15 protein-coding genes and 1 pseudogene are annotated in these 13,077 nt (G+C 47.2%); 1 reads left to right on the plus strand and 15 read right to left on the minus strand.

Annotated elements, in window-relative coordinates:
- From DWZ76_RS13630 to DWZ76_RS13665, 8 genes and pseudogenes are all read right to left on the minus strand, one after another.
- Positions 1 to 437, minus strand: a pseudogene (locus DWZ76_RS13630) (virulence-associated protein E); the annotation flags it as partial.
- Positions 406 to 1,050, minus strand: coding sequence for a CHC2 zinc finger domain-containing protein (locus DWZ76_RS13635; RefSeq protein ID WP_002584324.1), 645 nt, complete (start codon positions 1,048 to 1,050; stop codon positions 406 to 408). The pseudogene DWZ76_RS13630 and the gene DWZ76_RS13635, both read right to left, overlap by 32 nt.
- Positions 1,051 to 1,115: 65 nt before the next feature.
- Positions 1,116 to 2,696, minus strand: coding sequence for a MobQ family relaxase (gene mobQ / locus DWZ76_RS13640; RefSeq protein ID WP_002584325.1), 1,581 nt, complete (start codon positions 2,694 to 2,696; stop codon positions 1,116 to 1,118).
- A gap of 196 nt (positions 2,697 to 2,892) precedes the next feature.
- The gene (locus DWZ76_RS13645; protein ID WP_002584326.1) at positions 2,893 to 3,438 is read right to left on the minus strand and encodes an AAA family ATPase; all 546 of its coding nucleotides are present in this window, start codon (positions 3,436 to 3,438) and stop codon (positions 2,893 to 2,895) included.
- Between the two features lie 214 nt (positions 3,439 to 3,652).
- Positions 3,653 to 5,113 carry an Lsa family ABC-F type ribosomal protection protein gene (locus DWZ76_RS13650; protein ID WP_002584327.1) on the minus strand — a complete coding sequence of 487 codons (1,461 nt, stop codon included), beginning with the start codon at positions 5,111 to 5,113 and terminating at the stop codon, positions 3,653 to 3,655.
- Between the two features lie 746 nt (positions 5,114 to 5,859).
- A complete protein-coding gene (locus DWZ76_RS13655) occupies positions 5,860 to 6,156 on the minus strand; it encodes a DUF3847 domain-containing protein (protein ID WP_002584328.1) in 297 nt (98 codons plus the stop codon).
- The gene (locus DWZ76_RS13660; RefSeq protein WP_002584329.1) at positions 6,149 to 6,490 is read right to left on the minus strand and encodes a DeoR family transcriptional regulator; all 342 of its coding nucleotides are present in this window, start codon (positions 6,488 to 6,490) and stop codon (positions 6,149 to 6,151) included. The genes DWZ76_RS13655 and DWZ76_RS13660 overlap by 8 nt, the downstream gene beginning before the upstream one ends.
- Positions 6,487 to 6,675: a hypothetical protein gene (locus DWZ76_RS13665; RefSeq protein WP_002584330.1), complete on the minus strand. Its 189-nt coding sequence runs from the start codon at positions 6,673 to 6,675 to the stop codon at positions 6,487 to 6,489. The genes DWZ76_RS13660 and DWZ76_RS13665 overlap by 4 nt, the downstream gene beginning before the upstream one ends.
- 483 nt (positions 6,676 to 7,158) lie before the next feature.
- Between DWZ76_RS13665 and DWZ76_RS13675 the strand changes: the two genes are divergently transcribed.
- On the plus strand, positions 7,159 to 7,965 hold the full coding sequence (locus DWZ76_RS13675) for a helix-turn-helix transcriptional regulator (protein ID WP_002584331.1): 807 nt from the start codon (positions 7,159 to 7,161) through the stop codon (positions 7,963 to 7,965).
- A gap of 118 nt (positions 7,966 to 8,083) precedes the next feature.
- Here the strand turns inward: DWZ76_RS13675 and DWZ76_RS13680 are convergent, their stop codons facing one another.
- From DWZ76_RS13680 to DWZ76_RS13710, 7 genes are all read right to left on the minus strand, one after another.
- On the minus strand, positions 8,084 to 8,575 hold the full coding sequence (locus DWZ76_RS13680) for an aminoglycoside-2''-adenylyltransferase (RefSeq protein WP_002584332.1): 492 nt from the start codon (positions 8,573 to 8,575) through the stop codon (positions 8,084 to 8,086).
- Positions 8,576 to 8,626: 51 nt separating this feature from the next.
- Positions 8,627 to 9,004: a TnpV protein gene (locus DWZ76_RS13685; protein WP_002584333.1), complete on the minus strand. Its 378-nt coding sequence runs from the start codon at positions 9,002 to 9,004 to the stop codon at positions 8,627 to 8,629.
- Positions 8,964 to 9,236 (minus strand): helix-turn-helix domain-containing protein, encoded by a 273-nt coding sequence (locus DWZ76_RS13690; protein WP_002584334.1) that lies wholly within the window; start codon positions 9,234 to 9,236, stop codon positions 8,964 to 8,966. The genes DWZ76_RS13685 and DWZ76_RS13690 overlap by 41 nt, the downstream gene beginning before the upstream one ends.
- Positions 9,237 to 9,514: 278 nt before the next feature.
- Positions 9,515 to 11,140, minus strand: a complete 1,626-nt coding sequence (locus DWZ76_RS13695; protein ID WP_118472992.1) for a recombinase family protein — start codon at positions 11,138 to 11,140, stop codon at positions 9,515 to 9,517.
- Positions 11,141 to 11,267: 127 nt separating this feature from the next.
- Positions 11,268 to 11,462 carry a transposon-encoded TnpW family protein gene (locus DWZ76_RS13700; RefSeq protein WP_117659785.1) on the minus strand — a complete coding sequence of 65 codons (195 nt, stop codon included), beginning with the start codon at positions 11,460 to 11,462 and terminating at the stop codon, positions 11,268 to 11,270.
- Entirely contained in the window at positions 11,459 to 12,313 is an 855-nt protein-coding gene (locus DWZ76_RS13705) for an ATP-binding protein (RefSeq protein WP_117659797.1), read from the minus strand. The genes DWZ76_RS13700 and DWZ76_RS13705 overlap by 4 nt, the downstream gene beginning before the upstream one ends.
- Positions 12,310 to 13,047 carry a replication initiator protein A gene (locus DWZ76_RS13710; protein WP_117659799.1) on the minus strand — a complete coding sequence of 246 codons (738 nt, stop codon included), beginning with the start codon at positions 13,045 to 13,047 and terminating at the stop codon, positions 12,310 to 12,312. Before DWZ76_RS13710 ends, DWZ76_RS13705 begins: the two co-directional genes overlap by 4 nt.
- Between the last annotated feature and the right edge of the window lie 30 nt (positions 13,048 to 13,077).

The raw sequence follows: 13,077 nt of genomic DNA on the forward strand, positions 1-13,077 counted from the left end.
TTCAACGCTTCATAGGTGTAATCGTCTGCGTCAGCCCCCAGAAAGTGCCGCAGGCAGAAGCGGATTCGCTCTGTCCCGTCCCACACAAGGGTATTGAGATAGTCCCGGATGGGATGGTACTTGTTTTCATTCGCCACAATCCCGATGGCGTTATCAATCTTTTTCTCATTGGTAAGCCCGTAGGTTTCTTCCAGATAAAGAAGCAGATACTTCATGTCCGTATCGTTCAGGGCGGTGCTTTCTCTGTGAAAACCGATGGGCTTTATGATGTCCTTGCGGTCAGTCAGGATGTTGTATGCGATAGCCCCTGAAAGCAGAGGGTCACGTTGGAATACGGTCAGGCAGTTCCGTATGCTCTGACGGACACCGCCTTTCTCGGTGGTTTCCAGCCCCGCCTTGATTTCCTCAACGCTCTGGGGCGGCTGCATGGCGTTCATAGTGTTTTTTAGTTCTTGCTGCGTCTGCGGCTGCAAGTTCTGCCATTCGCTGTTCAAGCTGTATCACATCCTTTCCGTAGTCCGTAATCAAATCCGCTTTTTCCTCTGTTTCCCCGAACAGCAGCACATCCAGCAGATATTCCACTTGGGCTTGCTTCTGTAAGGCTTCCACAAACCGGGGATGAAAGGCTTCCTCCGGGGAGTGCGGGGCGTAGTCCGTTCTCCATGCCATCAGCAGATGGAGATAATCGGCAAGAATACGGAAGCAGCGATTCTTTGCTTCCTGAAACTGTTCCTCCGGGGATTTCTGCCGGGTCTTGGGCTTTTTTACCTTTCCCGGCGGTTTCCAGTCCTCATAGGAAAGCCCGAAGTCCTGTGCCAGCTGTACGGCGGCTTCTTTCTTTCCCAGCCCATACAGGGCGGCGGCAAAATCAATCACATCCCCATCCGCACCGCAGCCGAAGCAATGGTAACGCCGATCCAGCTTCATGCTTGGGGTTTTATCGTTATGGAACGGGCAGCAAGCCATCCCGTTCCGACCTACATGGATTCCATAATACTCCGCAGCCTGTCTTGTTGTGACGGACTGCTTCACAGCTTCGAATACATTCAAATCTATCCCTCCTTGAAAATAAGAAAAGCACCTGACATTCTCTAATTGAAAATGGCAAGTGCCTGTTAAAGTTCCATATCCTGTTGTCTGTGTTTCTCCTGTGCCGGGGCGGTTCTTTGTGCTTTTTTCTCGTCAGTCTTATCCTGCAAGACTTCTTTGATGGGCTGCTTCTTGGGCGGCTCTTTGCTTTCCTCTGTGCCGGGTGTGGCTTTCCGTACCCAGTAGCGGATGTCCCGCAGCTTCTTCAAATCCTCCTGTACCTCGGTCAGTGGTACTTTCAGCTCTGCGATTTCGCTGAGAAGCGTTTCCTGCTCCTGTTGCAACTCATTTTTCGTTTTATCCTTATCGTCCGGGTGCTTGGCAAGGTAGTCAGCGGCTTTCTCATACCGGGCAACCTCCGGGTGTTCCTGTTTGAATTTCCCCTTTATTTTCTTAAAAAATATCTTCTGGTACTTCTCATAGACAGCCTTACATTCCTTGCAGTCTGTCCGGCTGGCAAGAATCCCGTCAATCACTTTGCTCCGGGCTTCCTTTGGCTTCATCTGATTGCGGTAATCTGCGGCTGATTTCCCGGAAGATTCCAGAAACGCTTCTAAGTCCTCCACAGTGGAAAGCCCCTTTTGCCGGAGATAGGACAGGGCTTCGCTGACTGCCTTTAAGTCCTGTGAAGTTCCCCGGTTCTGTCCAGCCCTTGTCCAGTCCTTCCGTTCTTCCTTTCGTATCTCCATATACTTCATCAGCAGATTGGGAAGAAGTGTCGCTTCCTCCGCCGCCTTTTGTGCAAGCAGCTCCTTCCGTTTTTCTCCCAGCTCGGTAATCCAGCCTTTGAGGTTTTGGATAAGCTGCCGGATGGACTTCATCAGGCGGTTGGCGGCTCTGATTTCCCGGTTCAGGTTGCCGATATTCGTCTGGATACCTCGCTTTTCCATCTGCCGGACAGCAGTCCCCTCATGGACAGTGGGGACTATATCAAGCCCCTGTCTGGCATAGGAACGCAAGTCCACACGCTCCGGGCGGTCATTGGCGTCCAGATAGCGGTTCTGGATAACCTCCCATTCATGCCGCCAGATTTCACAATACTTCTGGTCGTTCCAGTCCACCGTATCCTCCTTGTGGCTTTTCCACCTGCCGGACGGCAGCTTTATCCGTTCCCCATTCTCGTCAAGGTCATAAACCTTGCGGCTCTTGGGAAGCCATTTTCCATGTTCATCCATTGCCCGCATGGTCAGCAGGACATGGGCGTGGGGATTGTGTCCCGGCGGATGGGGGTCATGGATGGCAAAATCAGCAATCATGCCTTTGGAAACAAACTGCTGTTCACAAAACTCCCGTACAAGGACAGCGTACTGGTCGGGCGGTATCTCTCTGGGAATGGTAAGCACCCACCGCCTTGCAAGCTGGGAGTTCCATTGCTTTTCCACCGCTTCGGCGGCATTCCATAAAGTATTGCGGTCTGCATATTCCTGTGGAGCATTTGCCGGGAGCAGGATTTCATTGTGGACGATACCACGCTTTTCCGGGTAGTGCTTTACTTGCTGGTCGTATTCACAGAACAGCTTTTCGCCGCTTTGGTAAGCAGCGGCGGCAACCGCAGACTGCCGCTGGCTGCGCTGAACAATCGTGATTTCGTTGTGTGGACAAGGCATTTCGTGTCCCTCCTTTCGCTAATTGGTGGATGGGGTGGCGTTTTACCACCTCATTTTGGGCAGAAAAAAAGCAGGAGACCTTTTTCAGATTTCCTGCTCGGTGTGCCACTGTGTGAGCGGCGGGTATTTAGTTGTAAAAGTTCGGGACAAGTTGACCCGATGTAAAGCTAACAAACTGGAATTGCACCAAAACAATCTAAGACAACAACGCTGCCCTACTTGCGATTTTTTCTTGTACTGCGGAAACAGTTTCTTGAATGGAATAAGTGGTCGTATCTATAACATTCGATTCATATATTCCCAGATTGCAAAATTGCTCCCACATGGTTTCTACCAATTCGATATTTGTCTTTCGGTCTAACTTTGAGCGTTCAACAGCTCGCTTCAAGGTTTCTTCCTTACTTGCCCTTAAAATAATATAATGCACCTCATAATGTTCCCGAACAAGACTTTGCCACGGCTTTAAAAACCACGGTCCGATAATACCGTCAACAATTACATCATATCCACCACGAGCATATCGCTTCGCAGCTTCTAAAAACGCTTCAATGACAATCAAATTTTGCTCATTTGATTCTGGCAAATGCGGTGGTATTGCCCCTTTACTCAAATAATGATAAAAGTCATCTGTGTGCATATGCACAGACTTTTCCAAATCTGATTCTTTTGCAACAGCAGATGCCGTTGTAGTTTTTCCTGTCCCCGGCGCACCTGTGATTACAATAATTCTACCTTGATTCATCTATATTTTACCTCCACAAATTACGATTTTCTTAATTCTACAAACTGGAATTTGAGTCTCTGTAAAGCTGGAATTAACCCATACAATTATTTTAATTTAGAGGTTCTTACGCAATTATCCGTATTTTGTAATTTTTCAATACTGGAATGCCAGTGTAAATCAGCATTCTCCATTTTTATTAAAGCGAAAAACGTAAAATTGCGGAAGAACCAATTTAGATATTCACAATTTTACTTGCCACAGTATCTCGAAAAACACTGTCATGTTCTACCAGGAGCATGGTCGGGGCAAACTCCGTTATGAGTTGTTCAATCTGCATACGTGAGTACACATCAATAAAGTTGAGCGGTTCATCCCATACATACAAGTGTGCCTTTTCACAAAGGCTTTTCGCAATTAGGACTTTCTTCTTTTGCCCGCCAGAAAAGTCTTTAATATCCTTTTCAAACTGTACACGCTCAAAGTCCATTTTCCTAAGAATTGCCTTGAACAAACTTTCATCAAGGTTGTTTTCTTCTGCAAACTCGGAAAGGGTTCCACATAAATACGATGTATCCTGTGGCACATAAGAAATTACAAGCCCAGAGCCAAGTGTTACTGTACCCGTATAATCTATGGACTGCCCGACTACCAACTTTAACAGGCTACTTTTGCCACTGCCGTTCTTTCCATCAAGCACAATGCGTTCTCCCTGTCTTATTTCAAACGAAACGGGTTCACAAACTGAAATGCCATCATAATAAACTACTACATTCGATAATGATGCAAGCAAATCTGTATGGTAATTAAGCGGTTGTATCTTGAGGGCTTCTGCGGTTTCCATATTTTTCAGCAATGCTGATTTTTGTTCGATTGTCTGTTGTTGTCTCGCTTCTATAGATTTTGAACGCTTCATCATTTTGGCGGCTTTATGACCGACATAACCTTTATCTGCTGCCCCAATTTTGGAAGCTTCTACACGTTCAGACCATACTGCAGCGCGTTTTGCCGACTGCTGTAATCGTCTGATGTCCTTTTGCAAACGTTCGTTCTGAGCCAGTTCAAATTCTTGCTGTCGCTCAAAATTTGACATCCATGATGAAAAGTTTCCTCTTTGCACTTCGATATTCGCTCGGTTAATCGATAGAATATAGTCAACACAATCGTCAAGAAAGCGACGATCGTGAGAAACTAAGATGAATCCCTTTTTCTTTTTCAGATATGCCGCCACACTTTTTCTCGCTTTGGCATCCAAATGGTTGGTAGGTTCATCAATCAGTAGGAAATGCCCTTCATTAAGAAAAAGAGCGGCAATCAAAACCTTTGTCTGCTCTCCGTTGGAAAGTGTTTCAAAAGGTCGCCAAAGCACATCGACATCAACATCAAGATAAGAAAGTTCTCGCATAAGTTCCCATTCTTCCGCAAGTGGGCAAATCTCCTGCAATATATCCTCTGTAATACGATTCTTATCTGAAACGGGATAAGGAAAATAATCAAACTGTACGGATGATAGGATTTTTCCACTATACTCATATTTCCCAAGCAGAAGATTCAGAAAGGTTGTTTTACCTCGTCCGTTTCTGCCCACAAAACCAAGCTTCCAATCGGTATCAACCTGGAAACTGACATTTTCAAAAACATTATCATAACTTGTCGGATATGAAAACGTAAGGTTTTCAATTTTAATCATTGACATAAATATTATCCTCCTTTGCATGTCATACGATACAAAGTCGGTTCGGTGAATGTTTACTACGTATAGATTTCACCAAAAGGAACCGACACTATACGGAGTGAATCATGTGTAACTATCTGTTCTGCACTATTCATAAAGCACCTCCAAAACAAAATAAGAGCCACAAGAAAGTTTATCCTTGCAGCTCGTCATAGCATAAAATAACACCACTAAGCAAAAGTGGCAACAGCACTATATTGAGTAAGATAGACATATAACTTTCTTGCAATAGACACAATAATGCCAAAGTATAGCACTACCGCATATTTTGATTTTATTTGCAAGAAAAGTTAATCATCTTCCCACCTCTTTCTAAATTTCAAAATATTATACCATAAATCGCAGGCAAATACAAGTGGTTATAAAAATTTAACAAATCGCTTATAATACAATCATATAACTTTACGCATTCCTTACTGACCGTAAAATTCCGATTTATTGCTGACTTTATTATACTTTATTGCCTATCGAAAAGATAGCATATTTTATGAAACTTGTCGGCTGGGAACAGCTTGCAACGCAAGGTGTCCCCAGATGACAAGTCCACAAAAGGGTAGCTGGCGGTAGCCAGCGCAGGGGAAGCGTAGCGTCCCCTGTATGATTTGGAGCAGACCATGACTGCGAAAAATCACAGCCCTCCGGCAAGGAGCCTTCGGAGAACGCAATGCACCAACCTTTGGGTGGTGTATAATTGCGCCCTTAGTAAACTAAGGGGTTTCCGGCTTCTCACGTTCCAGCAGTTTCTTCAATAGTTCCTGCGTGTCCTGCCTGTGAAAAATGAGTGTCAACAACAGCATGACATCATCATCTGTCAGGCGTTCCGGCTCTTGCAGAAAACTTTCCAGCATACCGCCACGAGTACAGAGCCGGTGTGTCCGTTCTTTTCGGGTAAGCTGCTTTAGCTGGTGCTGCAATGCCTTTTCATCATTGATGGCTTTCCGCAGTTTCTTTTCACTCTTTTCCAACTCTCGGTTGAGCTTTTCCAGCTTTGAGGTATCAGGCAAGGGCAGCGTCCTCCTTTCCCGGTATCAGCACATAAATCCTGTTTGGTTCTCCAACGCCCTGACGCACTCGCATGATCAGTCCGGCGGTTTCCAGTTCATTCAGAGAACGCTTGACCGTCATGGGGCTGCGGGACAGGACTGCGGCAATGGCTGTGACAGGGAAGCAGATAAACAGGATTCCGTTCTCGTCCTCCTGTCCGTTGGATAGCATAGCGTCCAACATCCGGCAGTACATGACCTTTGCGGTGCTGCTGACTGGAAATCCTGTCAACGCTCTGGGAAAGGGCATACAGGGCGGCAACGGTGTGCCTATCGTCATAAATTCAAAATTCATTCGGTGTGTTCCTCCTTTTTCTTTGCTCTTTTGGATAAATAACGGGGGCAGTCAACCACAACCGCCCGGAAGCTCTGCTTGCACCCATGCTTGCATTTCCGGCATAATTCGTTGTAAGTGACACGCCCCCGGTCATTGAGGTAAAAAGAAAGCTCATGCTTCCTCTTTTTGCTCATTCTCGGCATATTGCGTTTCCTCCCGTTTTAGTGTATAGTTTCGGGGCGATTTTCGGCAAAATTACGGTCATAGAGCCGTCTAAAATCTCCAGAAGTATCAGCAATAGGGTAGACTATCCCCCTATCAGATTGTCGTGTTTCGGTATCATTTCGGTATCAGTTCGCCAGTTCTCCCCGGTGTCGTTCCTCCCCTGAATCTCACAGCGGCGTATTGCTCCCTTTGGTACGCTCGTTTCGGTCAGGGTTCCTCCATATCCCTGCCAAAAGTCATGGCGCTACATCGCCGGGGAAGCATATCCCACACAGGCTGGTCATTCGATTGGAATAATCCATCGATGAACTACCTGTATCATAGAACATTTTTGTGCCCTGTGCCGTATGTCCACAAAGTAGGAATTAAGGGTAAAAATCAGAAATTTCCACGATTGCGGAAAGTATGATATAATCCAGTTAAGCGGCAGTAATGAAACCGCCGGAAAGGAGCGTGCGCCCATGAAAGGAGCGACAAGCATACAGGAACGCCTTTGGGAACTCCGCAAGGACAAAGGCTTAAATCTGGAAGAATTATCAGAGCTGACGGGCATTTCCAAATCAGCTCTTGGCAGTTATGAAAAAGAGGATTATAAGGAAATCAATCATGGCAACCTTATCACGCTGGCAGACTTCTATGGGGTTTCCGTTGATTATCTGCTGTGCCGGACAGAGAACCGGGAGCAGATCAACACGCCACTAACAGAGCTGCATTTGAATGATGAGATGGTGGCACTTCTGAAAGGCGGTCGGATTAACAACCGTCTGCTCTGTGAGCTTGCCACTCATAAGGACTTTATCAAGTTTCTTGCGGACATTGAGATTTATGTAGATGGGATTGCCACCATGCAGATTCAAAACCTCAACGCCCTTGTCGATACTGTCCGGCATGAAATCATTGAACGGTATCGCCCCGGCGAAGACGACCCGCATTTGAAAGTGCTGCAAGCCGCCCATATCAGCGATGATGAATATTTCAGCCACATGGTTCTTGATGACCTCAATCTCATTATCCGGGATATTCGGGAAGCCCACAAAAAGGACAGCGAGAGTGCGCCCCAGACCACCGTTGCCGATGAATTGAAAGAAAATTTGGAAGCGGTTGAAAATTTCAAGGGCAGTCGGGATGAAAAGCTGGTTGTCCTTTACTGCAAGCAGCTCGGCATCAACTATAAAAATCTGTCAGACGAAGAATTTCGCTGGCTCATTCGGATTCTACAAAAATCAAAGAAAACAGGAACTCCTATCAGTCAAAGGAAAAAACGGTAAAGAAAAACCGCTGTTGCATGGTTGTGTTTGCTTCCATGTAGCAGCGGTTGGTGCTATACTTATTCAGTTAAAATTTCAAAGCGATAAAGTGGAATTTATCTTAGAAATTACAGCAATGTTATTTTGATAAACTTTCAAGAATTGAAATATCATGCTTATCTTTATCTCTTAATTCATAACCTGAATGGAAAACTCTTTGGCCTTTTAAGGATATACAAGGAATTGTTTTTCCTTCAAAAAAAGCACTACCAAAGTAATCTTTTTCAAACTCATACCAGCCACCCTCTAAATCAGCTTGTTTTGAAGTTCCGTCCTCACTTAAAACGAACGGGTGAATGTCTAAGTAACCAAGTTCATCACTATATAACTCTATTCTAACCGGTTTCCAGTCTGTATCAATTTTATAGCCCAGATTCAAAAGCACATTTAACAATTTTTCCGTATGTTGAGCATCAAAATTTATATCTATATCTCTATGAATTCTTGTTTGTTTACCAGCTAAAATATCTACACCCCATCCGCCATCCAACCAGTATGTAATTCCAGTATTTTCGAATAATTCTATTACTTTCATTAAATCTTCTTTTGTTGTTATTTCTTTTCTACCCATACAAAGTCTCCTTTACAACTTCTAATTTGTAATAATCATTCTACCATACCGTTATGAATAAATCATCTCATGTAAAACAATTTCTTCTGCCCGGTTGTGAATGTTATTGCAACGCTGCACCCATTCCATTTGACGGGTACGCTTCAATTCCTCGGTCACGCCCTCGGCAGCTTTCATCTGCTCCATGATGGTGTCTAACCGTTTCTGTGCCTGTTCGTTCAGGTCTGCAAGATATGTCCACAATTCCCCGGTCAGGGTCAATGTGTGTAATCTGGCTGGGCAGACTTCTCTTAAATATTCCCGGTGCATCCGTCCGTACTTTCCGATGGGGCGGTGTTCCTCCGGCAACTTCAAGTCCGGGATGTAGTAATCTCCAACAAGGATATAATCAATTCCGTTTTCTTTTATTCTTGGTTTCAATTCGCTCATGTTCCTTACCTCCTGTGGAAGCAGGCTCGTCTGGTACTAACTCAATCACATCGGTAATCTCACAATTCAGCGTTTCGCAGATACGGGCTAATGTATCCATGCTGATGTGCTTTCCCTCTTTGCTCATGTTGGCAATCATATTTGTTGTCATACCAGCGGCAAGCCTTAAATCCTCTTTTCTCATATCACGCTCTAACAGTGTGTGCCAGAGTGGTTTATAGCTGATGTGCATATTGTTTTCCTGCCTTTCTATCCATACCACCGGAGCGGCTGCCCCGGCAGGAACTTTTCTCTTATTATAGCACCAATCTTGTGAAATCACAATTTATTCTTGTAGCCTGCCGCTGATACCGTCTGGATTGGCTTTTCCTTTCTTTTTGTTCCCTTTAATTAGCCATGAACTGCTTAATGCCCTGTGATTTTACTCATGTGTGATAAAGAAGTAATAGAAGTGTAAAAAATTTTGCCGTTCCTATCCGGCACATGAGGTATGTCGGATAGGTCGGGCGGTTAGGTGTCGGGCAGTTCTACCTTGCCGACAAAAGAATAATAGATTTCGATTTCCTGTCTGCGTAACTTGCCCCGGCGTTTTCCGTCAAGGGCAACGCTTTCATGGACAACGATTTTCTCCACAAACTCCCGCAGCAGAGTAGGGGTAAGTTCTTCAATGGTGGTGTGCCTGCGTACCACGTTCATAAACTTTTCAGCGTTTTCGGTGGCTTCCTGCGCTTTGGAAAGTTCTTCCCGCAGTCTGGCGGCACGTTCTTTCAGTTCTTTCTGCTCGGCTTCATAGTCTGACGACAGCTCTGTGAAACGCTCGTCCGATATACGCCCGGTCACGCTGTCCTCATACAGCCGTTTGAAGATAGCAGAAAGTTCGCTGATACGCTTTTCAGCCGTTTCCAGTTCCTTTTTTTTGGCGGCGTTCCTGCGTCTGTCCCCGTCCTCGTTCTGCTCAATCAAGAGCTTCATAAACCGGGCTTCATGCTTTGCCGCATAGCTGGTAACTTTCCGCAGATTGGAGAGTACACCGGCAGTCAAGAGGTCAGTGCGGATAAAGTGCGCTGTGCAGTCGGCGGTGCGCTTCTTGTAGCTGCCGCAGATATAACAGTCCTGCTTGCGCTTGTCCGTCTGGTATCGCTGCTGGTACATGACGCTGCCGCAGTCGGCACAAAAGAGTATGCCGGAGAACAAGCCCACTTCGTCATAACGGTTGGGGCGTTTGCGCTGCTTGCGTAACTCCTGCACCCGTTCCCACGTTTCCCGGTCAATGATAGGCTCATGGTGGTTCTCAAAAACTGCCTGCTTTTCCGGGGGATTTTCAATGCTGTGTTTCAGCTTGTAGGACGGTTTCTCGGTCTTAAAGTTTACCAGACAGCCCGTATATTCCCGGTTTTCCAGCAGATGAACCACTGTATTTGTCGCCCACTTGCACTCATAGCCGGGGTGGTAGCGGCGGGTGCTTCCCGTCCTGCGGTATTCCAGTGTCCCTGGCGTGGGGATTTGCTGCTCGGTCAGCATACGGGCTATCTTGGTCGGACCGTTCCCGGCAAGGCAAAGGCTGTAAATCTGCCGTACCACCGGGGCGGCTTCCTCGTCAATGATAAAGTTTTCGTCCTCGTCCATGAGGTAGCCATAGACGGGCTTGCTTGTGATGGGCTTGCCGCTCATGCCCTTAGAGCGTTTTACTGCCTTGATTTTCTTGCTCGTATCTCTCACCAGCCATTCGTTAAAGATGTTCCGCAGAGGGGCAAAGTCATTTTCCCCCTGTGCGCTGTCAACGCCGTCATTGATAGCAATAAAACGGACGTTTTTCTGTGGGAAAATCATTTCGGTGTAAATTCCCACCTGTAAGTAGTTTCGCCCTAACCTCGACATATCCTTGACGATAACTGTCCCGACTTTTCCGGCTTCAATGTCCGCAAGCATGGCTTGAAAACCGGGTCTTTGAAAGTTCGCACCAGAATAACCGTCGTCCGTGTACCAGCGCAGATTGGAAAATCCATTCTGTTTGGCATAGGTTTCCAAAATCCTCTTTTGGTTGGAAATGGAATTGCTTTCGCCTTGCAGTTCGTCCTCATGGGACAGTCTTGGATAAAGGGCGGTAATGAGTTGCTGGGTGGTCTGTCTTAACATAAATTCCTCCGTTTCCGACAGCCAGCCCCACTATTCCGTACCTTGATTGTACCACATGGGGCGGCTGTCTGTATAGCGGCAAAAGCGTCAAATCTGCTTCTTTACGGTCAGTAAAAATGACGGTTTTTCAATTAGGCTTCTCGCAGCTCAAATATCCGGCGGCAGCTTCTGCTTTCAGCACTTTCATCATCTTGTCAGCAGCGGTGTCGGTCGCCCCCTCCTTGAAAAAGCCGGACACCACAAGGATTGTGTTGCCTATCCTCGTTTCGGTCACGCAGTCCGGGCGGCGGGCAGGGCGTTTGTTTCTCTGGGTGTCGGTCATAGGCAAATCTCCTTTCCGGCAAGCAGGCGTTTCAATCGTTCCATTTTCCCCTGTGCGGCGGCTTTCCTCAAATTCTCCCCGGTAAAGCAGAGGGGGGAACACATTTCAAGCAGCCGGTCATAAATCCGGGCGTGGGCGGTGTCCTCCGGGTGCTGCAATTCCTCCAGCGTGAGGTTGGTCGTCACAATCAGCGGCTTCCTGCTCCGGTAGCGGCTGTCAATCACGTTGTAGACCTGTTCCAGTCCGTATTCTGTGCCACGCTCCATTCCAAAATCGTCAATGATGAGCAGGGGGAAGCTGCAAAGCCGGGAAATATATTCATTCCTGCCCGCAAAGCTGGCGGCAAGGTCATTAAGTATCGTTGCAAAGTTTGTCATGCACACCGGGACTTCCTGCTCCATGAGGGCGTTTGCAATACACCCGGCAAAATAGCTTTTTCCAGTGCCTACCTTTCCCCACAAGAGCAACCCGTAGTTCCCGTCCTTTATCTGCTCCCAGCGTGCCACATATCCGGCGGCGTTCTTCATCTGCGGGCAGCTTCCGTTATCGTTGGCAAATGTCCAGTCCTGCATGGTCTTGTCTGTAAATCCCTGCCGTTTCAGCCGTTCCACCGTTTCAAGGTGGCTGCGCTGCTTCTCGGCTGCTTCCCGTTCCTTACGGGCTGCCCGCTGGCAGTCGCACTCTGACGGGTGGCGGTCACGCCCGAAAAAGGTCTTGCCCTCCGGGAAATAGGCTTCTTTGGGTTTCCGGCATTTGCCGCAGTATAACAGCCCGTCCTCCCCGGTGTAATCCTCCGGCTCGGCTGTGGTTTCGGTCATAGGCAGTATGGTGTTATGGATTGTATCGGTCATAGGCTTTCTCCCTCCTTGAATGAATAGTCCGGTATGCCTTTCTTTGGCTTCTCTTTGGCAGCGTCCTTCTGCGCCCACTTGTAAATGGTGGCTGCATGGCTTTTGTACCGCTTCCCGGTGGAAGCGATATGGCAGGAAAGCCGGTCAAGGTAATACTCCCATTTGCCGGGGAAGTCCTGTTCCAGTTCCAAAAGTTCTGCGTCAGAAAGGAATACATTTTTATATCTGCCATAAGCGGCGGGGGGCTGCCCCTCACTCGCTCTTTTTGTTTGGCTCTCTATTAAGTTGTTTATATTAGTTTGGTTAGGGGACGGTTTTCCGACCGTCATAAGGTCAGTTTTCCGGCTGTCAGTGGGGCGGTTTTCTGCCCCTATGAGGGTCGGTTTTCCGTCCGTCAGTTGGTCGGGAAACTGTACCACTGGGGCAGGCACTTTTACATACAGGCGGTTGGCACAAGAAAAGCCTGCCCGTCTGCGTTCCAGCAGTCCGGCAGCGTCCAGTTCGTTCAGTGCGCCCTTTATGGTGGTACAGCCTTTATCCAGCATTTCCGCTATCTCTGCTATGGGGTAGACAATGTATGTCCGCCCCTCGCTGTCCTGCCAGCCATTCTTCTGCGAAAGGGTGGAACGGTCTAACAGCAGCGCATACAGCAGCTTGGCGGTGTGGGATATGTCCATTTTCAGCAGGAAACGGGGGTAAGGCAGGTAAGCGGGCAGCTCCGTTTCTGCGGTCATATAATCAGCGATAGGGTTCACCTCCTTGTG

The organism is Clostridium sp. AF35-15 (assembly GCF_003477745.1).
GTDB lineage: Bacteria > Bacillota > Clostridia > Lachnospirales > Lachnospiraceae > Otoolea > Otoolea fessa.

Bases quoted from the DNA above. Each gene is read 5' to 3' on its own strand.
- DWZ76_RS13665 (WP_002584330.1), bottom strand. From the start codon at position 6,675: ATGCCGAGAATGAGCAAAAAGAGGAAGCATGAGCTTTCTTTTTACCTC.
- DWZ76_RS13680 (WP_002584332.1), bottom strand. From the start codon at position 8,575: ATGGGTAGAAAAGAAATAACAACAAAAGAAGATTTAATGAAAGTAATA.
- DWZ76_RS13690 (WP_002584334.1), bottom strand. From the start codon at position 9,236: ATGCACATCAGCTATAAACCACTCTGGCACACACTGTTAGAGCGTGAT.
- DWZ76_RS13685 (WP_002584333.1), bottom strand. From the start codon at position 9,004: ATGAGCGAATTGAAACCAAGAATAAAAGAAAACGGAATTGATTATATC.
- DWZ76_RS13705 (WP_117659797.1), bottom strand. From the start codon at position 12,313: ATGACCGATACAATCCATAACACCATACTGCCTATGACCGAAACCACA.
- mobQ (WP_002584325.1), bottom strand. From the start codon at position 2,696: ATGCCTTGTCCACACAACGAAATCACGATTGTTCAGCGCAGCCAGCGG.
- DWZ76_RS13675 (WP_002584331.1), top strand. From the start codon at position 7,159: ATGAAAGGAGCGACAAGCATACAGGAACGCCTTTGGGAACTCCGCAAG.
- DWZ76_RS13645 (WP_002584326.1), bottom strand. From the start codon at position 3,438: ATGAATCAAGGTAGAATTATTGTAATCACAGGTGCGCCGGGGACAGGA.
- DWZ76_RS13700 (WP_117659785.1), bottom strand. From the start codon at position 11,462: ATGACCGACACCCAGAGAAACAAACGCCCTGCCCGCCGCCCGGACTGC.
- DWZ76_RS13650 (WP_002584327.1), bottom strand. From the start codon at position 5,113: ATGTCAATGATTAAAATTGAAAACCTTACGTTTTCATATCCGACAAGT.
- DWZ76_RS13710 (WP_117659799.1), bottom strand. From the start codon at position 13,047: ATGACCGCAGAAACGGAGCTGCCCGCTTACCTGCCTTACCCCCGTTTC.
- DWZ76_RS13660 (WP_002584329.1), bottom strand. From the start codon at position 6,490: ATGAATTTTGAATTTATGACGATAGGCACACCGTTGCCGCCCTGTATG.
- DWZ76_RS13695 (WP_118472992.1), bottom strand. From the start codon at position 11,140: ATGTTAAGACAGACCACCCAGCAACTCATTACCGCCCTTTATCCAAGA.